The organism is Alphaproteobacteria bacterium, from assembly GCA_025800285.1.
GTDB lineage: Bacteria > Pseudomonadota > Alphaproteobacteria > JAOXRX01 > JAOXRX01 > JAOXRX01.
The window spans coordinates 81,009-104,077 of record JAOXRX010000037.1 but is presented as its reverse complement, the minus strand read 5'-3'; the positions used below and the strand labels follow the sequence as shown (position 1 = coordinate 104,077).

General features: G+C 30.9%; 24 protein-coding genes. 16 read left to right on the top strand and 8 right to left on the bottom strand.

Annotation, left to right across the window (positions count from 1 at the left end; all coding sequences use genetic code 11):
• Positions 1-4: 4 nt before the first annotated feature.
• Positions 5-691: a hypothetical protein gene (locus tag OIF36_01420; protein ID MCV6599130.1), complete on the bottom strand. Its 687-nt coding sequence runs from the start codon at positions 689-691 to the stop codon at positions 5-7.
• A 40-nt stretch (positions 692-731) separates the two neighbouring features.
• Positions 732-1,079, bottom strand: coding sequence for an HIT domain-containing protein (locus tag OIF36_01415; protein ID MCV6599129.1), 348 nt, complete (start codon positions 1,077-1,079; stop codon positions 732-734).
• An 88-nt stretch (positions 1,080-1,167) separates the two neighbouring features.
• Between OIF36_01415 and OIF36_01410 the strand changes: the two genes are divergently transcribed.
• The 8 genes from OIF36_01410 to OIF36_01375 all read left to right on the top strand — a co-directional run bounded on the left by OIF36_01410 (position 1,168) and on the right by OIF36_01375 (position 11,667).
• Positions 1,168-2,454 carry a serine protease gene (locus tag OIF36_01410; protein MCV6599128.1) on the top strand — a complete coding sequence of 429 codons (1,287 nt, stop codon included), beginning with the start codon at positions 1,168-1,170 and terminating at the stop codon, positions 2,452-2,454.
• A gap of 73 nt (positions 2,455-2,527) precedes the next feature.
• Entirely contained in the window at positions 2,528-5,956 is a 3,429-nt protein-coding gene (locus OIF36_01405; protein ID MCV6599127.1) for a response regulator, read from the top strand.
• Between the two features lie 143 nt (positions 5,957-6,099).
• Entirely contained in the window at positions 6,100-7,503 is a 1,404-nt protein-coding gene (gene sufB, locus OIF36_01400; GenBank protein MCV6599126.1) for a Fe-S cluster assembly protein SufB, read from the top strand.
• A 13-nt stretch (positions 7,504-7,516) separates the two neighbouring features.
• Positions 7,517-8,248 carry a Fe-S cluster assembly ATPase SufC gene (sufC, locus tag OIF36_01395; protein MCV6599125.1) on the top strand — a complete coding sequence of 244 codons (732 nt, stop codon included), beginning with the start codon at positions 7,517-7,519 and terminating at the stop codon, positions 8,246-8,248.
• Complete coding sequence (locus tag OIF36_01390) at positions 8,248-8,934, top strand: SufD family Fe-S cluster assembly protein (GenBank protein MCV6599124.1); 687 nt, start codon at positions 8,248-8,250, stop codon at positions 8,932-8,934. Before sufC ends, OIF36_01390 begins: the two co-directional genes overlap by 1 nt.
• Positions 8,927-9,550, top strand: coding sequence for a DnaJ domain-containing protein (locus OIF36_01385; protein MCV6599123.1), 624 nt, complete (start codon positions 8,927-8,929; stop codon positions 9,548-9,550). Before OIF36_01390 ends, OIF36_01385 begins: the two co-directional genes overlap by 8 nt.
• A 1-nt stretch (position 9,551) precedes the next feature.
• Complete coding sequence (gene rsmB / locus OIF36_01380; GenBank protein ID MCV6599122.1) at positions 9,552-10,844, top strand: 16S rRNA (cytosine(967)-C(5))-methyltransferase RsmB; 1,293 nt, start codon at positions 9,552-9,554, stop codon at positions 10,842-10,844.
• 58 nt (positions 10,845-10,902) lie between these two features.
• Complete coding sequence (locus OIF36_01375) at positions 10,903-11,667, top strand: TatD family hydrolase (GenBank protein ID MCV6599121.1); 765 nt, start codon at positions 10,903-10,905, stop codon at positions 11,665-11,667.
• Positions 11,668-11,710: 43 nt separating this feature from the next.
• Here OIF36_01375 and map read toward each other — a convergent pair whose 3' ends face one another.
• Positions 11,711-12,511: a type I methionyl aminopeptidase gene (gene map, locus OIF36_01370; protein ID MCV6599120.1), complete on the bottom strand. Its 801-nt coding sequence runs from the start codon at positions 12,509-12,511 to the stop codon at positions 11,711-11,713.
• Positions 12,508-13,083: an epoxyqueuosine reductase QueH gene (locus OIF36_01365; protein ID MCV6599119.1), complete on the bottom strand. Its 576-nt coding sequence runs from the start codon at positions 13,081-13,083 to the stop codon at positions 12,508-12,510. The genes map and OIF36_01365 overlap by 4 nt, the downstream gene beginning before the upstream one ends.
• Before the next feature lie 51 nt (positions 13,084-13,134).
• Between OIF36_01365 and OIF36_01360 the strand changes: the two genes are divergently transcribed.
• Both OIF36_01360 and OIF36_01355 read left to right on the top strand, forming a co-directional pair.
• On the top strand, positions 13,135-13,515 hold the full coding sequence (locus OIF36_01360; GenBank protein ID MCV6599118.1) for a PQ-loop domain-containing transporter: 381 nt from the start codon (positions 13,135-13,137) through the stop codon (positions 13,513-13,515).
• Positions 13,516-13,605: 90 nt separating this feature from the next.
• Positions 13,606-13,884: a hypothetical protein gene (locus OIF36_01355; GenBank protein ID MCV6599117.1), complete on the top strand. Its 279-nt coding sequence runs from the start codon at positions 13,606-13,608 to the stop codon at positions 13,882-13,884.
• On the opposite strand, the gene OIF36_01350 is transcribed toward OIF36_01355, so the two are convergent.
• Complete coding sequence (locus tag OIF36_01350) at positions 13,881-14,543, bottom strand: M48 family metallopeptidase (GenBank protein ID MCV6599116.1); 663 nt, start codon at positions 14,541-14,543, stop codon at positions 13,881-13,883. The two genes, OIF36_01355 and OIF36_01350, sit on opposite strands and share 4 nt — an antisense overlap.
• Positions 14,544-14,651: 108 nt before the next feature.
• Here OIF36_01350 and OIF36_01345 point away from each other — a divergent pair, with 108 nt between their 5' ends.
• The 3 genes from OIF36_01345 to OIF36_01335 are packed head-to-tail and all read left to right on the top strand — an operon-like array spanning position 14,652 to position 18,125.
• A complete protein-coding gene (locus OIF36_01345; GenBank protein ID MCV6599115.1) occupies positions 14,652-15,158 on the top strand; it encodes a DUF3576 domain-containing protein in 507 nt (168 codons plus the stop codon).
• Complete coding sequence (gene leuS, locus OIF36_01340; GenBank protein ID MCV6599114.1) at positions 15,158-17,635, top strand: leucine--tRNA ligase; 2,478 nt, start codon at positions 15,158-15,160, stop codon at positions 17,633-17,635. The genes OIF36_01345 and leuS overlap by 1 nt, the downstream gene beginning before the upstream one ends.
• Before the next feature lie 4 nt (positions 17,636-17,639).
• Positions 17,640-18,125, top strand: a complete 486-nt coding sequence (locus tag OIF36_01335; protein MCV6599113.1) for a hypothetical protein — start codon at positions 17,640-17,642, stop codon at positions 18,123-18,125.
• Here the strand turns inward: OIF36_01335 and OIF36_01330 are convergent.
• Complete coding sequence (locus OIF36_01330; GenBank protein MCV6599112.1) at positions 18,120-19,502, bottom strand: hypothetical protein; 1,383 nt, start codon at positions 19,500-19,502, stop codon at positions 18,120-18,122. The two genes, OIF36_01335 and OIF36_01330, sit on opposite strands and share 6 nt — an antisense overlap.
• A gap of 140 nt (positions 19,503-19,642) precedes the next feature.
• Between OIF36_01330 and OIF36_01325 the strand changes: the two genes are divergently transcribed.
• From OIF36_01325 to trxB, 3 genes are read left to right on the top strand one after another with little or no spacing between them, the layout of a single operon-like run.
• A complete protein-coding gene (locus OIF36_01325; GenBank protein ID MCV6599111.1) occupies positions 19,643-20,086 on the top strand; it encodes a transcription antitermination factor NusB in 444 nt (147 codons plus the stop codon).
• A gap of 46 nt (positions 20,087-20,132) precedes the next feature.
• A complete protein-coding gene (locus OIF36_01320) occupies positions 20,133-21,098 on the top strand; it encodes a mitochondrial fission ELM1 family protein (protein ID MCV6599110.1) in 966 nt (321 codons plus the stop codon).
• Positions 21,082-22,002 carry a thioredoxin-disulfide reductase gene (gene trxB, locus OIF36_01315; protein MCV6599109.1) on the top strand — a complete coding sequence of 307 codons (921 nt, stop codon included), beginning with the start codon at positions 21,082-21,084 and terminating at the stop codon, positions 22,000-22,002. The genes OIF36_01320 and trxB overlap by 17 nt, the downstream gene beginning before the upstream one ends.
• A 51-nt stretch (positions 22,003-22,053) precedes the next feature.
• On the opposite strand, the gene OIF36_01310 is transcribed toward trxB, so the two are convergent.
• Both OIF36_01310 and OIF36_01305 read right to left on the bottom strand, forming a co-directional pair.
• Positions 22,054-22,356, bottom strand: a complete 303-nt coding sequence (locus tag OIF36_01310) for a septum formation initiator family protein (GenBank protein MCV6599108.1) — start codon at positions 22,354-22,356, stop codon at positions 22,054-22,056.
• Positions 22,349-22,999: a hypothetical protein gene (locus tag OIF36_01305; protein ID MCV6599107.1), complete on the bottom strand. Its 651-nt coding sequence runs from the start codon at positions 22,997-22,999 to the stop codon at positions 22,349-22,351. Before OIF36_01305 ends, OIF36_01310 begins: the two co-directional genes overlap by 8 nt.
• Positions 23,000-23,069: the final 70 nt, after the last annotated feature.

Here is a 23,069-nt window from a genome sequence, read left to right as displayed (position 1 = left end):
TTTGTTAGTAGTACAGATATACTTCTGCATTAAGGTTTTTAGATGAATTTTTTCTATTTACATATACCATTGAAGGGTCAATTCCCATTAATAGTAGTGTAGAGATAGTCTCTTCAATAAATGCATCATTTGAATCTTTATTGAAAGATAGTAATATAGGTTTTATATTTATAATACGATCTTTTGCGATTAGTTCTATAGCTGATAAATCATCAGCAGATATTTCATTTTTAATTGAAGCGGATAGTAAGGCTCTTTGATCTTTATATTCTTTCGGTAAGTTTCTGCTCATTATATCTGAAACAGTAAATTGCAATAACTCGTCATCAAAGCCAGAGAAGATTGACTCTGTTATAATTGCAGAGTTACTTTCTATAACAGTAGTTTTTGATAAAAGATCTCTTTTCTGATTATCTATGTCAGCTTTTTTAGGGAAGTTTTTAGGCTCTGTTGGGATGTCTTTTATATTAGGAAACTCTCCAACTTTTAACTCTTTTATCTGAGGTCGATTAGAGCTTTCTTCTTTTTCTGCTACTATTGTTTCTTCTTTATACTCTTTAACTGCTTGAGCTTTTTTATATTCTGGTTTTATATCTTCTGCGTACATAACTTTACCACCAAAAATATTATATTTCTGGTAAGAGCAAGAAGTGCACAGCAATAAAATTAATACAAATAAATTCTTTTTCATAATTCAACCTTTAAAGAACAAATTAGTATGTAAGCATGTTTTAGTCAAGTTTTATTTTATTCCCACTTAATATATGCATGTGGAAATGAGGAATTTCTTGTCCACCTTTTTCACCGCAATTTGAAAGTATTTGACAGCCTAATTCAATGTTTTTTTCTCTTATTATATTTGATATAGCCTTAAAGAAATTAGATATTTCTATATCACTAGCATTAGAATTGAAGTGGGCAAAATTGATATATTCTCCTTTTGGTATTGCTACGATATGAACTTCAGACTTTGGATACAAGTCATTAAATGCTAAACAATATTCATCTTCATAAACTGTATCGTTAGGTATTTCCCCTCTTAATATCTTTGCAAATATATTATTTTTATCGTATTCCATAAAATTCCTCTTGTAAATTTGTTAAATTTTCTTTAATGTATTTCGTCATGATTATAGGATAATTTTTTTAAAAAAGAAAGATTAAAAAATGAAAAAAATAATTACATGTTTTTTTATGCTTTTTGCTATTAGCTCTTGTAATAAAATGCAAATAATAAAGCCTGAATTAATAGAGTATCATAATAGATATGAAAACAATCTGCCAGAGCCAATAATTTTAGATAAAGTTTCTTACTCTTTACCCCGAGGAGCAATTATAGGTAAAAGAATGCTTAGTTTAAAGTGTTCTTCTTCTTTAGACAGTTTGGTTTGGAAGGGGATTAGAAAAATTGCTAAAGAAATGAGTTATCAAGATTTGTTTTTTGAAGAAATGAGCCTAAGAGGATATGATGTAGTCGGAGATCCTGGCTTAATGTATGGAGTAACCTCTGATAAAAAAAGAGCTAGGTATAGAATTGGAGCTCAAATTAGAGGCATTAAATTGAATGAATGCAACCATAGAAGTTTTTATTGGCTCAAAGGTGTTTCTGGAGAGGGAGAAATGACTGTTTTTTGGCAAGTTTATTCAGTGGCGAAAAAAGAAATAGTTATGAGTATAAAAACTAGAGGGTATTATAAATTAAAAAATAGAAACTTATTTGGAAGAGAGGTTTTGTTAAACGAAGCCTTTGCCTCAGCGGCTAATAAGTTAGCAAATAATGAAGAGTTTCAAAAATTAATATTTTCAAAACCAAGAAATAAAAGAAGTTTAAGAGAAAAGTGGCCTTTTAAAGGTTTAGAGATAAAAAAAGCAAATAACTTTAAAGATAAAATACAGAAAAATATGAATCGAGTAATGGACTCTACGGTTTTTATAAGAACGGCAACGGGTCATGGAAGCGGGTTTTTTATCTCTAAAGATGGTTATTTGTTAACAAATTATCATGTTGTTGGGGATGTTGATTCTGTTGTTGTGGAAAATCAAAACGGTTTAGTAATGGATGCAGATATTATACGGGTTCATAAATCTAGAGACATTGCTTTATTAAAAGTAGATGTACCTGAGGGATTAAAATTACCTTTTTTACCTATAAGAGATCAGCAAGCTGAGCTAGGAGAAACGGTCTATGCGGTTGGAACCCCTTTGTTAACATCTTTAAAAAACACTCTTTCTAAGGGAATGGTAAGTTCTTGGAGGCAAGAAGAAGGATCTAATTATGAATTAATTCAAACAGATATTGATGTGCAAGCTGGAAATAGCGGAGGTCCTTTGCTAGATGATAAGGGAAATCTATTAGCAATTTGTGTTTCTGGTATAGGCGAATATTCAATAGGGATTAATTTCTTTATTCCTATAAAAGATGCTATTAATAAGCTTAACATAGTGTTTAATTGATTTTTTACTTGAAAATATGCTTTAAATGATTTAATAATAAAAAATATATATATTTATTAGGAGAATCTCATTTATGTACTCTTGGATGGAATCAATAAGTCATTTAGACTCAGGTTTGGTTGTAGCCTTAACATACACTAACTTTAAATTTTTTAAAATACTAAAGAGCAATAAGTTTTTATGGTCTTTTTTACTTTTTATTTCAGGGCTTTTAGCTATATATGTTAAACAAATAGCGGGGATAGAAGTAGAGGTTTTTAACTTAAACTTATCAATAACAGATATTGCTGTAATATCAAATTTTCTAATGTTGGTTTGGGCTATATTTTTCATATCTTTTTGTAAAAGCATATTTAGTACAAAATTAACAAATGAAAAAATAAATAAGAATATAAATGCACTAATAGTTTGTTTGGTGTTCTTAATTGCAATGAATTTTATTCCGACCATTAGATTTAAAATAAAAGAGACAATTAGTTTTGCAAGTATGATTATTGCATTGTTTACATGCTTTGTTACAGGTAGCTATTATTCGTCTGTACAACCAAAAACAGTTTCTAAATACTGTTTTTCTTGTTTGTTAGCGGGTGCAGCATTAATACCTCTTTTCTTATTTGATGTTTTTCAAATGAAATCTATAGAGAAGTCTTTTGTTTATAACTTTGTGCTATATATGGCTCCGATAGTTTATTGCTTGTTTTTCTCAGTATTTTTGTCAGCAATTCTAGAGAATGTGAGGTTTTTGAAAGCAAGATCTTTAAGAATTAGAGCTAAAAAAGAAGAGATATTAAGAAAAAAAGCAGAAGAGAGACATTTTAAAGAAGTTTCAGAACAGGCTCATAAAATGAAAATTATAGAGCAAGAAAAAGAAGTTGAAGCAAATCTATTGCTTAAAATGGCTGAAAGAGGTAAAGCGATTCAACAGATTGCTGATAAAGCAAGTGCTGAGAGTGAATCTAAGTCTGGTTATATTGCTTTCTTAAGTCATGAGGTTAGAACTCCTTTGAATGGTATTATGGGTATGGTTAGGATGTTAGCTAATACTGAGTTAGATAAAAAACAACAAGAATTCCTAGATAACTTGACTTATTCTGGTGAGGCACTGTTATCACTACTTAATGATGTGTTGGATTTCTCAAAGCTTTCTTCTGGACATATGGAGCTGGAAGACATTCCTTTTGATTTACATAAGTTTATAGATAATATTGTTCTAACTATGAAGGCTAGAGCAGAACAACAAGGAATAGAGCTAAAAGCTGATTTTGATAATACTATTCCTCAATTTATAAATGGTGACCCAACAAGGCTTAGACAGGTTATGCTTAACCTGATAGGTAACTCTATTAAGTTTACAAAAGAGGGTGGGGTTTATGTTTCTCTAAGAAGTATAAAAAGATCAGGAGAGAGATGTAAGATTAGAGCAGAGGTCCGTGATACAGGTATTGGTATTCCAGAAGATGCGAAAGATAAGTTGTTCCAAGAGTTTGTGCAGGCTGATAAATCAACTACAAGAAACTTTGGTGGAACTGGACTAGGTCTAAGTATATGTAAGAAGCTTGTTGTTGCTATGGGAGGAGAAATAGGAGTTATTTCTAAAGAAGGCGATGGTTCAACATTCTGGTGGGAAGTTGAATTCGATATAGCTGATGCAATTGAAGAAAAAACAGAGCAAATGGACTATATGGAGAACCAAAAAGATAGGTCTTATGAAGTACTTGTTGTTGAGGATGATGCTATTTCTCAAAAAGTTGTAGGGTCATACTTATCTTCAAATGGTCAATTGCCTAAATATGCTTCTGATGGAGCAAGTGCTATACGTATGGTAGATGCTGGCGATGTTGATTTTGTATTCTTAGATATGGGCTTGCCAGATATGAATGGTATAGAAGTTTGTAAGTATATAAGACAAAAAGAAGGTGTGGAAAATATGCCTGTTGTTGCTCTTACTGGTAATGTGGCGGAAGCAGACAGGAAAAGATATATGGAGCAAGGTGTGAACTTCTGTTTAGGCAAGCCTGTTTCTCCAGAAGATATTCAACAAGCTCTTTTTGAAATATTTAAGTTAATAGATGAAAAAGATGAAGGTAAGTCTTCAGAAGAAGGTGGTCCTCAAAAGAATAATAAAAAGACAAAAGCCAAAAAAGAAGAAAAACTTAAAGAAGTAAAAGAAGAACTAAAAGAAGATGATACAGAGAAGAAGAAAAAAGATTTGAATCAAGTATCTGAAGATGGCTCTAATAAAATAGATAGAGTTCTTATAGTAGAAGATGATGCTATTTCTCAAAAAATTATTGAAGGCTATTTAAAGAATGATGCCCATACTACTAAAGTTGCAGGAAGTGGTAAAGAGGCTATAGATTGGATTAAAGCAGAAGAGTTTGACCTTATACTTATGGATATAAATATGCCTGGTATGAGTGGGTTGGAAACAACAAAAAGAATAAGGTCTTTAGAGGATAAGAAAAAGGCTGAGGTTCCTATTATTGCTGTTACAGGTAATGTTTCTGAAGAGGATATACAAGATTGCAGAAAAGCTGGGATGAATGATTTCATTGGTAAGCCTGTCGACCCAGATTATCTAAGAGGTGCTATGCTTAGAATGGCAAATGTAGATGCTGTTGGTTCAGGATTCTCTTTTGAGAGTGTTAACAAAAACTTAGAAAAGAATAAAATACCTGTTCCAAAACATAAAAACCCAGTATCTTTAGAGGTATCTGTGCAAATTGAGAAAAATGAAGAAGTTAAAGGACTTCCTTATGTTCTTGTTGTCGAGGATGATCCTGTTTCTCAAAAGATAGTATCTGAATATTTGGTGTCCTTTAAATATAATCCAGTAGTTGTTGGGTCTGCGGAAGAAGGTTTGAGCCTAATAGATAAGAATAACTTCTTAGCGATATTGATGGATATTGATTTGCCCGGTATTAGTGGATTAGAAGCTACTAAAAAAATTAGATCTTTAACAGATGAAATGAAGGCAAATACACCTGTGATAGCTATAACAGGTAATATAAAACAAAAAGATGTAGAGTTATGTAGAGAAGTAGGGATGAATGACTTTATAGGTAAACCAATTAACCCTAACTATTTAAAGGGTGCGTTAGAAAGGAACAGAGGATCTGTGGAAAAAATAGATTTACAAGAAGAAGAATTAATGAAGCATTTAGATATGGAAGTGTTAGGAAATCTTAAGAAAAGTTTCTCTTTAGATGTTTTCCAAGGTCTTGTTGCTCAATTTGGAGCATCTTCACAAGAGGCACAAAAAGACTTGCTAGAAGCAATATCTGAGAATGATAGAGATCAAATAAAATCAAAAGCTCATTTGCTAAAAGGAATGTCTAGAAATATTGGTCTTAAAATTGTTGGTAACTTTATGGAAGCTCTTGAAAAAGACTCTCAAAAAGAAGAAATGCAAGATTTAAAAGATATGGCTGTAGAAGCAGACGAAGTATTAGAAGAAGCAAAAGCAGCTCTTAATGCTTGGCTTGAAAATTGGACTGATTAATTTTAGCATAAAGAACAGTGTAAATAGAGAAAAAGATTTCGATCTTTTTCTCTATTTTTTTATCCGCTTGATTTTATAAAATTTTATTTTTTATTTAAAACAATAATTGATTTTATTTTCTTTTTCTGTTATAAAAAAGCTCTATGGAAGAAATAAAAAAAGTTGCAAATAGCCATTATAAATATGGTTTTGTAAGTGAGATAAAAAGCAATAAGATACCAAAGGGGCTTAATGAAGAAATTATTAAACTTATTTCTTCTAAAAAAGAAGAACCAGAGTGGTTGTTAGAGTTTAGACTTAATGCTTATAGCAAATGGTTGCAAATGAAAGAGCCTAAGTGGGCTAAGCTAGATTATCCAGAAATAGATTATCAAGATATTTTCTATTATTCAGAACCAGAGAATAAAGAAGATAAAGAGCTTAAAGAAACTTATGAAAAATTAGGTGTTCCTATAAATGAGACTCAGGAAAATAAAATTGCAGTTGATGCTGTTTTTGATAGTGTCTCTGTAATTACTACTCATAGAAAAGAGTTGGAAGATTTAGGCATAATTTTCTGTTCGTTCTCATCTGCTGTAAAGAATCATCCAGAGCTAGTTAAGAAATATTTAGCTACAGTTGTTCCTGCAACTGATAACTATTTCGCTTGTTTGAATTCTGCGGTATTTTCTGATGGTAGTTTTGTTTACATTCCTAAAGGTGTTAAATGCCCAATGGATCTATCCACATATTTTAGAATTAATAGTGAAAAAACAGGGCAGTTTGAGAGAACTCTAATCGTGGCAGATGAGGGTGCTTCTGTATCTTACTTGGAAGGTTGTACAGCTCCTCAAAGAGATGAAAATCAATTGCATTCAGCTGTTGTTGAATTAGTTGCTCTTGATGGTGCTGATATTAAATACTCCACAGTACAAAATTGGTTTGCAGGAGATGAGCAGGGCAATGGTGGTATATATAACTTTGTTACCAAAAGGGGAACTGCTTACAATAATGCAAAAATTAGTTGGGCTCAAATTGAAACAGGATCTGCTATAACATGGAAGTACCCTAGTTGTATTCTTAAAGGAGATAATTCAATAGGAGAGTTCTATTCAATAGCTATAACTAATAATTATCAGCAAGCTGATACAGGAACAAAGATGATACATATTGGGAAGAATACAACCTCTAAGATTATTGCAAAAACTATTAGCTGTGGTAAATCGGAATCTTCATATAGAGGAATGGTAAAAGTGCTAAAAAATGCAGAAAATGCCAGAAATTATACTCAATGTGATAGCCTTCTTATAGGAGATAAATGTGGTGCTCATACATTCCCAGTGGTAGAGAATGATAACAAAAGCTCAATATTAGAGCATGAAGCTACTACATCTAAGATTTCAGAACAACAGTTGTTTTACTGTCAGCAAAGAGGTGTAAAAGAAGAGGATGCAGTATCTCTTATAGTAAATGGATTTTGTGCAGATGTTATGACTAAGATGCCATTAGAGTTTGCCTCTGAAGCACAAGAATTGATTAGTTTATCCCTAGAAGGATCAGTAGGTTAGATAGGAAATAAAAATGCTAAAAATAGAAAACTTAAAAGTAAAAGTACAAGATAAAGAAATTATCAAGGGATTGAGCTTAGATATTAATCCTGGGGAGGTTCATGCTATAATGGGTCCTAATGGAGCAGGTAAGTCTACACTTTCTTATACTCTTGCAGGTAAAGAGGGTTATGAGGTAACTGATGGTCATGTAGATTTTAAAGGTCATAACCTATTAAACATGAGTATTGATGAAAGAGCAAATAATGGTTTATTCTTAGCTTTTCAGTATCCAGTTGAGATAGAAGGTGTTACAAATAATACATTTTTAAGAATGGCAATAAACTCAAAGAGAAAGTTTCTTGGAGAAAAAGAAATGAATACTTTAGAGTTTATGAAAGCTCTATCAGCAAGTATTAAAGATTTACATATTCATTCTGATATGGGTAAAAGAGGAGTTAATTCTGGATTCTCAGGTGGAGAAAAGAAAAGAAATGAAGTCTTGCAAATGACTATGCTACAGCCAGATATGATAATTATGGATGAGACGGATTCGGGCTTGGATATTGATGCTCTACGAGAAGTCGCAGACGGTGTTAATAGACTTAGAAGTGAAGGTAGGTCGTTCTTAATTATTACTCACTATCAACGATTGTTAGATTATATACAGCCAGATTTTATTCATGTTTTAGCAGATGGAAAAATAACTAAAACAGGTGATAAGAATCTTGCTCTTGAGCTGGAAGAGACAGGGTATAAATCATAATGCTTAATGTAACAGAAAATACAGAACATAGAATTATAGATGCTCACAGTGAAGATGTCATTGTCGTAAAAAGAAATGCAAGACTATATCTGTATTTATTAGATAGTGAAGATGATGTTTGCCTAAAAGTAAAACAAGAAGAAAAATCTTATTTTGAAACTTTTTTCATAAATAAAGCTAATAGTATAGATATTAGTGTCAATATGGAGTCAGAAAATTGTGAAGCGAATATAGCGGGTGTTTACTCTTTAAAAGATAAACAAGAAGCTAATATTAACATAAATGTTTTCCATGATAAGCCAAAATGTTCTTCCTCAATAAATATTAGAGGTATTGCAAAAGACAAATCAAGAGCAAATCTTCTAATGAAGAGTTTGGTTGCTGAAGGAGCTGTTAAAACAGAAGCTAAACAGTTGCACAGAGCTATGGTACTATCAGATGATGCAAAAATTATGGCTAAACCAGAGTTAGAAATTTATAATGATGATGTTCAGTGTGCTCATGGTAATACGGTTGGAAACTTGGATAAAACAGCAGTGTTCTATTTGCAAAGTAGAGGGATTCCAGAATCCTTGGCAAGAGAAATGCTGATTGATGGATTTTTAGATGAAGCTGTAAAGTTTGTTAGTGATAATTCTATAAAAGAGAAAATATTTGATCTTATAAACGAGAATAAAAATGATTAAGAAAATCATAGGCAAGATAAAAGAAATAAATCAGCAGATAAACACAACTTCTGCTATCGTGTCTTTGTCTGCTAAAGTTGCTCGTGCTGGAGATGATGATTTGTTCTTAAAAAAGAAAGTTTTTTTTGATATCTTTAAATCAAAGAAAGAGGAAATAGGCAATGTTGAAAGAATATTTGATTTATCCTCTAAAGAAATTAAAGGGTTTGATTTGCATGCAAAGGTTCTTTATAAAAAATTTAAGAAATACCCAGAAGTCTTGGAAGAGTTATTGTCAGCTTTTATACAAATAGCTAAAGCAAATGGTAAGCTTAGTGATGAGGCTTTAGAAGAGATAAGAAGTGTTGCAAAAATATTTCAAATAGATAATAGTTCTTTTTTAAGGATTTGTAATATAAATAATGTTTATGATTTATCAAATCCGTACTTCATTTTAGGAGTTAATGAGGGAGTTTCTAAAGAAGAGCTTAAATTAAGATATCATTATCTTGTGAAAAAATATCATCCAGATCATTTAATTGCTTGCGGAATGCCTGTAGAAATGATAAGTCTTTTAGAAAAGAAAATGGCAGAAATAAACAAAGCTTACGAGCTAATTAAAGAAAAGAAAAAATAATATGACAGAAGTAAGTAGAGTTGTAGCAGCTCAAATATTAAAGAATTGTATAAATGACAAAAAGAGTTTAATCCATGCAATTAATAGTAACTCAAAATATGCAAAACTAAAGCAAAATGATAAAAATTTTGCAATGCTATTGGTTAATGAGTGCTTAAGACATATGGGGCAATTAGATGTTGTCATTAATAAGTTTTTAGCAAATCCTAAAAGAGTGCCAATTGACATCATGTATGTTCTAAGAGTAGCGGCAGCTGAACACTTTTTTGCAGAGTCTCCAGATTATGCCGTGGTTAATAATGCAGTAAATGCAACTCAATTTATGAAGAAAACAAAATTAAAAGGTTTGGTTAATGCTGTAGTTAGAAAAATATGTAAAATAGATAATCTAAATAATATTGATGTTTCCCAAAATTTCCCTAAATGGTTAGTTGAGTCATGGACAAAACAATATGGTATAGAAAAAACAAAAAGTATTATGGAATATTCTCTGAAGAGATATCCTTTGTACATTAATGTTAAATCAAATCCAGATAAATGGGAAAAGGAATTAGAAGCAGAAGTTGTATATTCTAAGGCTTCAAGTGAATTTGGGTCTTTGTTGAAATGTAGAGATAGCATGAATGTCCCAAATGCAAGTGGATTCTCAGCAGGAGAGTGGTGGGTTCAAGGGTTTGAGAGCTCTTTGCCTGCAAGGTTGCTAGGTGATATAAGATCTAAAAGAGTATTAGATTGTTGTGCTGCTCCAGGAGGAAAAACTGCTCAGCTTGCAAATGCTAGAGCAGATGTAATAGCAATAGACAAGAATAATAAAAGATTAAAAATTCTTTCAGAGAATATGGAAAGATTAAGCTTTGATGTTAAAATTGAAGAGGCAGATGCAACTAAATATGACGAGGGTAATTTTGATGCTATTTTGATTGATGCTCCGTGCTCTGCTACGGGGACAATTAGAAAAAATCCCGATGCTTTATATTTTAAAAAGCCTCAGCAGATAAAAGATTTGGTAATTTTACAAAAAGATATTCTAAAGAATATTTCTAATCTTCTTCAAGTAGGAGGAACTATGATTTATTCTACATGTTCTCTGCAAAAAGAAGAAGGTGAAGAGCAGATTAAAAACTTCTTAGATAGTAATAAGAATTTTGAACTACTTCCGGTAAAACCTGAAGAGGTTGAGGGATTATCCTCAATTATAAATAAAGAAGGTATGATTAGAATAATACCTTCAGATATAAATGAGCATATATCAAGCGATGGGTTCTTTATTGCAAGATTAAAAAGGATAAAGTAATTTATTATATCATTAATAGCTTTTTAGCTTGTTGATGATTATAAAAGAAAGGTGAATTATGATTATAGATACTCATTGTCATTTAGATGAATTGACACCATTAGAGCTTAAGCAAGTTATAGATAATGCAAAAGCGGTTGGTGTTGAAAAGATGATAACTATTGCAGCAGAGAGAAGAGAATTCGAGATATCACAAAAAATAGCAGAAGAAAATGATAGCCTTTATTTTGCAGTTGGGATTCATCCAGAAGCTTTAGAACAAGATTTGGAAAAAGTTTATAACGATTTAATCTCTTTTTCAAAGCATCCAAAATGTGTTGCTATTGGAGAAAGTGGACTAGATTATTCATATAAAGATATTTGTAAAGAATCTCAAAAAGCTAATTTTATTAAGCATATAAAGGCTAGTGAAGATACAGGTTTACCTCTTGTTATTCATAATAGGGACTCAGATGAAGATATGATGAGAATTATGGATAAGTATCATACAGGAAAATCAAAAGTTATTATACATTGTTTTTCTGCTGGGATTGAGTTGGCAAAATGGGCGATTGAAAAAGGGTACTATATCTCTATATCTGGAATAGTAACTTTTAAAAATGGGTCTAATGTTAGAGATGCAGTTTGCTTATGTCCTATAGAACAACTTTTAGTAGAGACTGATTCTCCATATTTAGCACCTGTTCCTTATAGGGGTAAAAAGTGTGAACCTGCTTATGTGATTGAGACTTTTAAAAAGGTAGCAATGTTAAAGGGTGTTGAAGAAGATGCTTTAGAAAAACAGCTTGAAGATAATTTTAAAAATATTTTTTTAAAAGCTTAAGTGCTTTTAAATAGAAGTTAATCCAAAATCTTATGTAAATATATTATTTATATGGAGGTTTGTCTAAGCCTTTAGGGGAAGATGTGAATATTTCAACACCATCTTTTGTGACTCCGATAGAATGCTCAAATTGAGCAGATAGGCTTCTGTCTTTTGTTACAGCTGTCCATCCATCGCTTAGTATTTTAGCATCGTATTTACCAGCATTGATCATAGGCTCTATTGTGAAGAACATCCCTTCTTCTAGAGTTATATTGTTATGCAATTTGCTTTTATAATGTAGTACCATAGGCTGAGTATGAAATTCTTTACCCAATCCATGTCCGCAAAAATCCCTAACTATAGAAAAGTTATAAGGTTTTGTTACTTGTTCAATTATTTCACCAACTTCATAAAGTTTCATTCCTGGTCTAACAGCATTAATCGCAGCCATAAGAGCCTCGTAAGTTTTATCAATTAACTTTTGAGCTCTTACAGATGTTTTTCCTACTGTAAACATTCTGCTAGTATCTCCGTACCAACCGTTTAATATAACCGTTACATCAATGTTTAAAATATCACCATCTTTAAGTACTGTTTTTTCATCAGGTATGCCATGGCAAATTACATTGTTAAGGGAAATACAAACTTCTTTAGGGTATCCATTATAATTTAAAGGGGCTGCTATAGCTCCATTATCTTTTATGAACTTTGCACATAAATCATTAAGCTCTAATGTTGATATGCCTTCTTTAACAAAATCTGTTATATAGTCAAGTGTTTCAGCTGCTAGCTTACCAGCTTTTCTCATGCCATCAAAATCTTTTTCTGACCAAATTGGAATATTGTCTTTATTTTTTATCATTTTAAAGCATCTCCGATAGAATAGAAGCAACCGCAATATCTTTGTCTATAAAAGTTCTCTTCACGAGATATTTTATTTGGCTCTTCTTGGTTTATAATTTCTCTCCAGTTTTGAGCCCAAAAATCAACATTTTTAAATTCTTTTACCGCTTCTTTACCAGAGTTTGTAACTATTATAAAGTCTTTAAATTTAGATATTGATAGAGTTGATGATATTATATCAAAGTCATTTTTAGAAGCATATTTGGCTGTTTTATATAATCTATGATTTATACACTTACAGCATCTCTTGCCTCTTTCTGGTTGTAATTCTAATCCTCTTACTGCTTCTTCCCATTGTTTTTTGCTTTTTTCATCTTCAGCTATTATAAGCGGAACTTTAATTTTTTTACAATATCTAATTAACTCCTGTTTTCTCTTCTCATATTCTTTTGAAGGGAAGATGTTAGGGTTGTAGAAAAAAACAGTAAAATCAATACCAGAGTTTTTTAACTCTTTAGCAATAGCACAACAGCAAGGTGCACAACATGCATGTAATAGGAGTTTTTTATTTTTTTCTGGTAATTTAATCATATTTAAGCTATAACATAAAAAATAAAAAAATCAAGTAAAAAGGTAATAAAAATGGATATTAATTTCGCTTTTGAGTTTTTCTCATGGACTGCTATATTTATAGTTTCAATAGCATATTGGTTGCAGGTAATAAAAATTCATAAACATAAAGAGGTGAGGGATTTATCTTTATACTCTTATTCTGTTTTAACATTGGGTTACTTCATGCTTTTGATCGAATCAGTATGTCATTTCAATTTAATCATTTTTGCTAAATCTTTAGCTGTTTTTATACCTTGTTTGTTGATTGTTTTTTTAATTCAGCATAACAAGCATTGTGAATGGGTCGATGAAGATAACTTTAAATGTATTCATTGTGGTAAAGTTTTGCAACCGTATCACTTGTTTTGTTCATCATGTGGTAAATCAACATTAAGAAAAAAATATAAATAAGTTAAAATAAACTTTGTGTTTTTTGAAAATATGTGTTATTTATATAACATATATTGGTAATGTTATTAGTTTAATAAGAAAGAGGTAGTTTTGATATTAAAGGGTATTGAAGGTAGTAGTGTTGTTGTTAAGAGAGATGAAAGTTTAGATAAATATCTTATTTGTTTGTTAAAAGAGATTGCAAATGGTTGTGTTAAAGGGTCTAAAGTTGTTGCCGACAACTTTGTAGTTCATGGAGATCATGGCTACTCTTTTGAAATCGGGGGAATGCACTATACAATGGTTGAGGGTATGGATTTTACCCCAATGTTTGATAGAATTATTAAAACTAGATCTTATAGAAAATATAAATTAAAATTAGCGGCTTAATTCTTAGAGTCTAAAATGTTTTTAGCTGTTTTCCAGTTTGGAAACTTCATTTCTACTAGATTATGAAAATCTTTAGAGTGATTGTTGTGAGTTTTATGTGCTAGTTCGTGTATTATCACATAATCTATACATAATGAGGGATACATAATAAGTTTCCAGTTGATTTTTATTTGATCAGATAAACCTTTTTTATGATAAGATCCCCAACGACTTTTAAATTCTCTAATTTTTAATGGAGGAGCTTTTTTATAATCAAAAAGCGTGGCATTGCTTTTATATCTATCTGAGATAAATTCTGTAGCTTCCTTTTTAAACCAGTTAATTAATAATTTCTCATGATTTTTAATGTCATCTTTTTTTGAGAAAACTATTATTTCCTCATCATCTAGTATAACTTTGTCTTGTAAAGACTTGTTCACTATTATTAGTTTGTAGTTGTTCCCTAAGAATGGGATAATGTCTCCATGATTAAATGAAAGTTTAGGTTTCTTGCTTTCTATGTCTAAATGTTTGTTTATCCAAGATTGTTTTTCTTGAATTAAATCAGCAATCATTTTATCAGAGCACTTTAAAGGAGCCTTGACAATAACCTCTCCGTTTTGTACTTTTATAGAAAGAGTTTTTCTAGAGCTCTTATATATCTTGTAATCTATATTCATAATTAAAATAAATAACATTTGTGTAAAAATATATCAAATAAAAAAAGAGTTTGAAAAAAAATAAAAAAAATGCTAAAAGAATACTACTAATATATTAGGAGATTTATTATGAAAAAAATATACCTTTCAGTGTTAATGCTAAGCATTTTATCTGCTTGTGGTGGTGAAGCTGTATATCCTACAAGAGTAAGAGGTGAGGCTCAAGCTGTTTATGGCAAGCACGATAAAGCTTTTGGAGAAGATGGTTTAGATATATTCTCTAATGAAGAGGAAAAGCAAAATATAGGTATAGGTGTTAATGCTTTCTTATGGAGAGCAACTTTAGATGTTGTTTCTTTCATGCCTGTTGCTTCTGCTGATCCATTTGGAGGAGTTATTCTAACAGATTGGAAAACTTCATTAAAAGATGAAGGCTATAGGTATAAGTTAAACATATATATTTTAGACAAACAGCTTAGAGCAGATGGTGTTAAAGTGTCTGTATTTAAGCAAAAGAGAGATGAGAATGGTCAATGGCAAGATGTAGATATAGATGATGCAATGGCTACTCAAATTGAAGATTCAATATTAACAAAAGCAAGAGAACTTAAAATACAAGAGGTGAAAGCTAACTAATGGAAAATGAAAAATATAACTTTAAAGTAATTGAAGAAAAATGGCAAAAGTATTGGGAAGAAAATAATACTTTTAAAACAGAGATAGATAATGACAAAGAAAAATATTATACTCTGATAGAGTTCCCATACCCTTCAGGATCTGGATTGCATGTTGGACACCCTAGATCGAACGGAGCTATGGATGCTGTGTCAAGAAAAAGAAGAATGGAAGGATATAATGTTCTTTTCCCAATGGGGTTTGATGCTTTTGGTGCTCCTGCTGAACATTATGCTATTAAAACAGGAATACATCCAAGAGAAGCTGTTGATGAATGTAAATCTATATTTACAAAACAGTTGAAAAAACTTGGTTACAGCTTTGATTGGGATAGAGTTGTTTCTACAACAGATCCTGATTTTGTAAAATGGACACAATGGATGTTTTTGAAATTCTATAAGTCTGGTTTGGCTTATAAAGCTGATAGCACAATTAACTGGTGTGATCATTGTAAAAGAGCCTGGACAAATGAAGAGCTTGAAGGTGGAAATTGTGAAAGGTGTAAAGGTCCAGTAGAACAAAGAGTTAAGTCGCAATGGACTTTGAAAATGCAAGACTATTCAGAAAAGCTTTTGGAAGGCTTAGAGACAGTTGATTACTCAGAGAGTATTAAGACCTCTCAACAAAACTGGATTGGTAAATCTGTTGGTGCAGAAATTGATTTTAAAATTAACTTAGGTGAAGAAAAGCTTTCTGTTTTCACAACTAGAGCAGATACATGTTTTGGTGTTACTTTTATGGCAGTGTGTCCTGAGCATGAATTATTAACAAAATATATGAGCTCTTTTGGTAATGCAGAAGAAGTTAAATCTTATATCGATGAAGCTAGACATAAAACAGATTTAGAAAGACAAATCGCAGCTGGTGAAGCTAAGGTTAAAACAGGTGTTGAAATTCAAGGATTAAAAGCTATTAATCCATTCAATGGAAAAGAAATTCCTGTATTCGTAGCTGATTATGTTTTGTCAGGTTATGGTACGGGTGCTATCATGGCAGTTCCTGCTCATGATCAAAGAGATTATGATTTTGCTAAAGCATATAACTTAGATATAGTTCCTGTTTTAGAAGGAGGAAATATTGAAGAGGAAGCTTGGACACAAGAAGGTGCTCATATTAATTCTGAATTCTTAAATGGTATGGGTAAACAAGAGGCTATTGATGCTGCAATATCTTTCCTAGAAGAAAAAGAGTGTGGTAAAAAAGCAATTAACTATAAAATGGGTGATTGGTTATTTACTCGTCAAAGATATTGGGGAGAACCAATACCTATGATTAATTGTCCAAAGTGTGGTTGGGTTACAGTTCCAGAAAAAGAACTTCCTTTAGAATTGCCAGAAATGGATGAATTTTTACCAACAGATGATGCTGATGCTCCATTAGCAAGAGCTACTGATTGGGTTAATTGTACATGTCCAAAATGTGGCGAATCTGCTAAAAGAGAAACAGATACAATGCCTGGTTGGGCTGGCTCTTCTTGGTATTTCTTAAGATATATGGATCCTAAGAATGATGATGCATTCGCAAGTCAAGAAGCATTGGATTATTGGGGCAAGGTTGATTGGTATAATGGTGGACAAGAACATACGACTCGTCATTTATTATACTCTCGCTTCTGGTATAAAGCTTTAAGAGATGCTGCAACAGGAGATAATCCAAATAACTATAGCTACTTAAAAGATGATGATAATATTTGTACAGCAGTATTGCCAGAATATGAACCATACAATAAGAGAACATTCCAAGGTTTGATTTTAGGCTCAAATGGGGAGAAAATGTCAAAGTCTCGTGGTAATGTTGTAAATCCAGATGATGTTATTGCAGAATATGGAGCTGATGCTCTTAGAATTTATGAAATGTTTATCGGTCCATTTGAGCAAGCAGTTGCTTGGAATGAAAACTCTTTAGTTGGAGTGTTTAGATTCTTAAAAAGAGTTTGGGCTATGCAAGATAAATTAGGTGATGTTGAGTTATCAGACAAAGATGAAAATGTTCTTCATTCTACAATTAAAAATGTAAGTGAAAGAGTAGAAACAAATTCTCATAACACAGTTATATCTGCTTTAATGGAAATGCTAAATTACATGGCTGATAAAGATGTTGTTTCTAAGGAAATGTATGCTCCATTTATTCAAATGTTATCTCTATATGCACCTCATATTTCAGAGGAAATTTGGGAAGTTTTGGGTAATAAAGAAAGCATTGCTTTCGCTTGTTGGCCTAAGTATGATGAAGAGAAAACAAAATCATCTACAGTTACAATAGGTGTGCAAGTTATGGGTAAACTTCGTAGTGAAGTAGAATTAGCTCCAGATGCATCAGAAGATGATGCAAAAGAGCTGGCTCTTTCTGATCCAAAAGTTCAAAAATTTATAGAAGGTAAAACAGTGAGAAAATTCATCTATGTTCCTGGTAGAATTATCAACATTGTTGCAAACTAGTATTATGAAAAAATATTTAATAATTTTAATGCTAATGGTTTTATGCTCTTGTGGGTTTAAACCTTTGTATCATAAAAACGAAGCTCCTCTTGGGAAAGTATCTGTTTCTCGAGAGGTGTTCGTAGATGTTATTCCAAATCGTGAAGGTCAAATTTTAAGAAGTTTATTAAAAAATAGAATATCAACAGCAGGTGCTGGAGCTAGATATAAACTTAGAGTAAAACTTAGAATAACTTCAACTGATTTAGGACTTAATATAGATGATGTTGCAACGAGAAAAGTGCTTTGGATGAAAGCTGATTTCCAAATGTTAGAACAAGGTAAGGTCATAATGAAAGGAACAACTTCTAATAATGTTTCCTATGCTATTAATGATAATGAGTTTACTACAATGACAGCAAGAGGTAATGAGATTGAGAAATCTTTGGAGCTTATTGCTGATGATATAAAATTAAAAGTATCAGCTTTCTTAAATCAAATAGATCTATAAAGGTTTTAAATCCATTTTATAGAGTTCTTCATATTTCTTTTTAATACGAAGTTGTTCTTCTTTTTGTAGTCTTTCGTATCTTTCGTCCTTGTCTTCAAATTTATTATCTAAAAGAACTTTTCTTTCTTCTAGATATTCATTACCTATATAACGATGGTCTTGCCAGCGGTTTTCAAGAATATCAAGAACTTCTCCCATCTGGTTTAGATCAACATGGTTATCATCAGATATTTGTAGTTCAAATAACAAATAATTATAGAATCTCTCTCCTAGCCATTCCCATTGCTTTGTTACAGGGTATTTCTTACCCATTATATACATTTGATATAATACGAACTCTCCTGGGTTGTTTTCATCTTCATCGTAAACCATATGAATAAGGTCAAACATATGTATATGCTTAGTCTTTCTCTCCCCTTTTTGCATGTATTTTATGTTTGCATCTATTTTATTGTTTTTTCTATCTCTATCAATAGAGTATATTAAAGCACCATCTTTAAGTTTTTTCTCCATATTGAAGCTGTCGTTTCCATAATTTGGATCCAAAAACTCTTTTGCTTGTCTTTTGAGTTCTTTACTTAACTCATCATTTTTAAGCTGTATTTTGCTAACAAGATTCTTTAATATATCTTCTTCTGTTAAGCCGTCAGTATCTATGCTATTTAAATCGCTATCTTCTAAGGCTTGGATTAAACACTTATAAATTATATTGTTACTGAGATCTTCTTTATGTAGCTTCCTATCAGAGTCTAAACCTTTTTCTTTTTTCCATATTTTATATTTGTTTTCCTCTGCTATCTCTTTATCTTTTTCTTTTTGCTCATCAGAGGCAAATATATCAGGAACCTCATGAGCTATCTCTTTAATGAATCCGTCATAATGTTTGCGGTCATGGTCTTTCCCATCTACAACTTCTCCTGCTATATGAGAAAAAAGTTTTTCAGCAAAGATTAGATTAGCTGGATATGGAACATACTCTAATCCTAAAATATTTATTTTTTTTGCTTGTATTTTTTCATTGCTATCTTCATCGTATTCAATTGTTACAAAGTTCTCAAATGGAGTGTGTTTACCGAATCCGTCATCCATTGTCCTATCGATTCTTGCAACAACTTTGTTTTTATGTCTGTATATATGAATTTCTTTGTAAAACTTTTTATCTTCTCTTGTTACAAAATCAAATGAGTCGTCATTACCTTTGCCTTTAGCAATAAAGTCTCTAACTTCTTCAATCAGCTTAGACTTTTGTTCTTTGTTATGAGCTTTTATATTTGATGTAAGTCTCTTTATCAAGTCTAGAGGAGTCTCTTTCCAGACCTCTTTTTCTAGATGATGGTCTTTCAAAAAAGCTATTTCAGATTTAATTTCATTAATCATATTTGTTTTTCTCTTGTTTTCCTCTTTGTATTAAAATTCTAGCATTAAAAAATATAAAAAACAAACTTTTTTTGACCTTGATTTTTTGAGCCTTTTGTTGTATAAAGTTCTTCAATAAGAAAATACAGAAAAGGATTTATATGACATCTATAATTGGAAAAGAATATATTATGGCCGCTAGGCTTGGAGCAGTACAACTGTTATATCAAATGCAAACAACAGGAGTATCTGCAAAAAGAGCTCTTTTGGATAAAGATGATTACTTTACAGGTAAAGATTTAGACGGTATTAATTTTAATCCAGCGAATCTAGATCTTTTAACAAAAATAGTTGAAGGTTATGATAATAGAAAAGAAGATGTAGATGGAATAATATCTTCAGTTTCAAAATATGAAATGGATAGATTGGAAATAATACTTCAGTGTATATTGAGAGCTGGAGTTTATGAACTTTTAGAAAATACAAGTGAATATACAAAGCCAAATATAATTTCTTCTTATCTAGATGTAACAAATGCTTTCTATGATAAGAAAGAAATAGGGATTGTAAATGTAATACTTGATAAAATAGCTAAATCTATTTAGCTATTTTTTCTTTTAATTTTATTTAAAGAGTGTTAGGATTTTAATTATGATTAAAAATAAAAAATGTTGGGTTGTAACTGATGGAAAAATAGGAACTCTTAATCAGTGTATAGGGTTAGCAGATAATCTTGTAGATTCTTATCAAATAAAAACAATTACATTAAAAAAAATATGGGATAAAATCAATCCATATATTAGAATTGATTCTATAAATCCTACTACAGAAAAATTCTCAGATAAATATCCTGATATATTAATTGTATCGGGTAGAAAAGCTGTTTCTGTAGGGTTGCATATTAAGAAAAAAAATCCAAAAACTATTTTAATTTGCATACAAGATCCTAGAGTGTCTAGAAAGAAGTTTGACTATATTGTTATTCCAGAACACGATTCTCTAAGAGCAAAAAATGTTATTTTAACAACAGGAGCTATGCATAAGCTTACAGATAAAAAGATAAAATCTGAAGGAAAAAGGTTTGCACATTTATTTAAAAGCTTTAAAAACAAAAAAACAATTGCGGTGCTTATTGGTGGCAATTCAAGAAATCATACTATGGATTTAGAGTTAACCAAAAAAATATGTGATGATATTAAGGAAGCTTCTAAAAAACTACGAGCAAATATTGTATTAACAGCTTCAAGAAGAACTCCTGAGGTTTGTTTTGATTTAATAAAAAAAGAATTTAAAAGGAAGAGAAATACTTATATTTATGATAATGTAAGCGATAATCCTTATTTTGCTTTTATGGATATTGCAGATTATATATTTGTTTCTAGTGATTCTATGTCTATGTTAAGTGAGGCTACTTTTACAGGTAAGCCCGTTTACTTAATTGAACTAAAGGGTGGAAGTAAAAAATTTGATAAATTTCATTGCGAGCTGAAAAAAAAGAAAATCATAAGAGTGCTTGGAAAAGATAAAATAGAAGATTACTCTTATGCTAGAGTTGAAAATGCAAAAGATGTTGCTATGCAAATTGAAGGAGAGATAAAGAATGACAGTAAAAAGTAAAGTTATTGTTCTTGGAACAGGTCCTGCAGGATATACAGCAGGTGTTTATATGGGTAGAGCAAATCTAAACCCAATAATTTTATCAGGAGATGTTGAGGGAGGTCAATTAACAAAAACTACAGATGTTGAGAATTACCCAGGATTTCCAGAAGGAATACAAGGTTTTGATTTAATGATGAAGATGAAGTCTCAAGCTGAAAGATTTGGAGCAGAGATTAAGAGAGACACAATTACAGGAGTCGATTTCTCAAAAAGACCATTTATTCTTAAATCTGATAATGAAACTTATGAAGCAGACTCTGTTGTTATTGCTACAGGTGCAAAACCAAGGACTTTTGGAATTGAATCTGAAGAAAAATATTTAAATAAAGGTGTGTCTTATTGTGCTACTTGTGACGGGTTCTTTTTTAAAGGTAAGACTGTAGCTGTTTTAGGTGGCGGAGATACCGCTGTGGAAGAAGCTTTGTACTTAACAAACTTTTGTAAAAAAGTTTATTTAATACATAGAAGAGATGCTCTAAGAGCAGAAAAAATACAACAGCAAAAGCTATTTGATAATGATAAAATAGAAATCGTTTGGGACTCATTAGTGCAAGAGTTCGTAGGCGATGGAGAAAAATTATCAGCAGTTAGAGTTAAAAATAAAAACACAGAAGAAGTGTCTGATGTTGAAGTGGACGGTGCTTTTGTTGCGATTGGTTATGTTCCAAATAGTCAAATTTTTCAAGGTTCATTAGATATTGATGAGCTAGGTTATATTAAAGTAAAAGAGTATTCAACAGAGACTAGTGTTGAGGGTGTTTTTGCTTGTGGTGATGTTACAGAGCCTAATTATAAGCAAGCTGTTATAGCAGCAGGAACTGGAGCTAAAGCTTCAATAGAAGTTGAAAAGTTCTTAGCTTAAATATATTTAGTGTTTAATAAAAATAAACTCCTCTAATCAGAGGAGTTTGTTTTATTTGTAATATATAACAACCTCATCTTTATCAACATATCCAAGATTTCTTCGAACTTGTTCATCTAGTAAGTCTTTGTCTAGACTATGGCTCTTTAAAGAGTTTATATTGTTTGATAACTTTGTATTGCTGTTTTCTATGTTTTCAAGTTCTTTAGATTGTACAACAATTTCTCTTTGTATTTTAGAGTGTTCAATAAAGCCATATCGTCCAAATAGGAAGTAAAACATAAAATATATTATAAATATAACCAATATTGCACTAGTTATGTTTTTTTTATTTATTTTGTTTGAGTTAAACATTTAGATATCTCTTTATTAAAGCTACATATGAATTGTATTCGTTTTTAACTTTTTGAGTAATTTCTTTTAATTCTCTTTCTTTTTGGAAGTAGAATTCTTGCTTTTGAGCTATAATTTCTGCACCCATGTTGTCTTGCACTAATATCTCTTTTTTATTCTTGTCATTAAGAGTTCTTAATGTTTCTGGTAGTAGAACTAGATATGAGTCTTCACTAATAGAATCTAACTCTTCTTCTGAAAAGTTTATAATCAAAAAGTGTTTTAAAACATTTAAGTCTTTTGAGATTTTATCTACATGCATTCTCAATAATTCACTTTTATATCTATTGTTATTATTTCTTAGTAAAGAAATTAAATCTTCAATTTGTTTTAGTTCTGATTTTTTAAACCTAAGGTTTTTAAGTAAGTCATCTAGAAAAAGCAGAATCTCTTCATTTGAAGCAAAGGCTGATATTTTTCTATATATTAACAAATCATATTGTTTGTTTTTCTTAAAAGCTCCAAAATTTCTGTCTATTATATATAAAATTTTTATAATTGTTAATGATATAAGTACAGTTAAAAAGAATAAATGCCAGAATTCGATGTTATCCCACATTTTGTCTATAAATATAGTTTTTAGTACTGTTAATATTTTTCCCATAATGCTTGTTTTTCCTTTTCGCAAGTATTATAAAAAAGCAGTTCTCTAAAATCAAGAAAAAAATAAAATA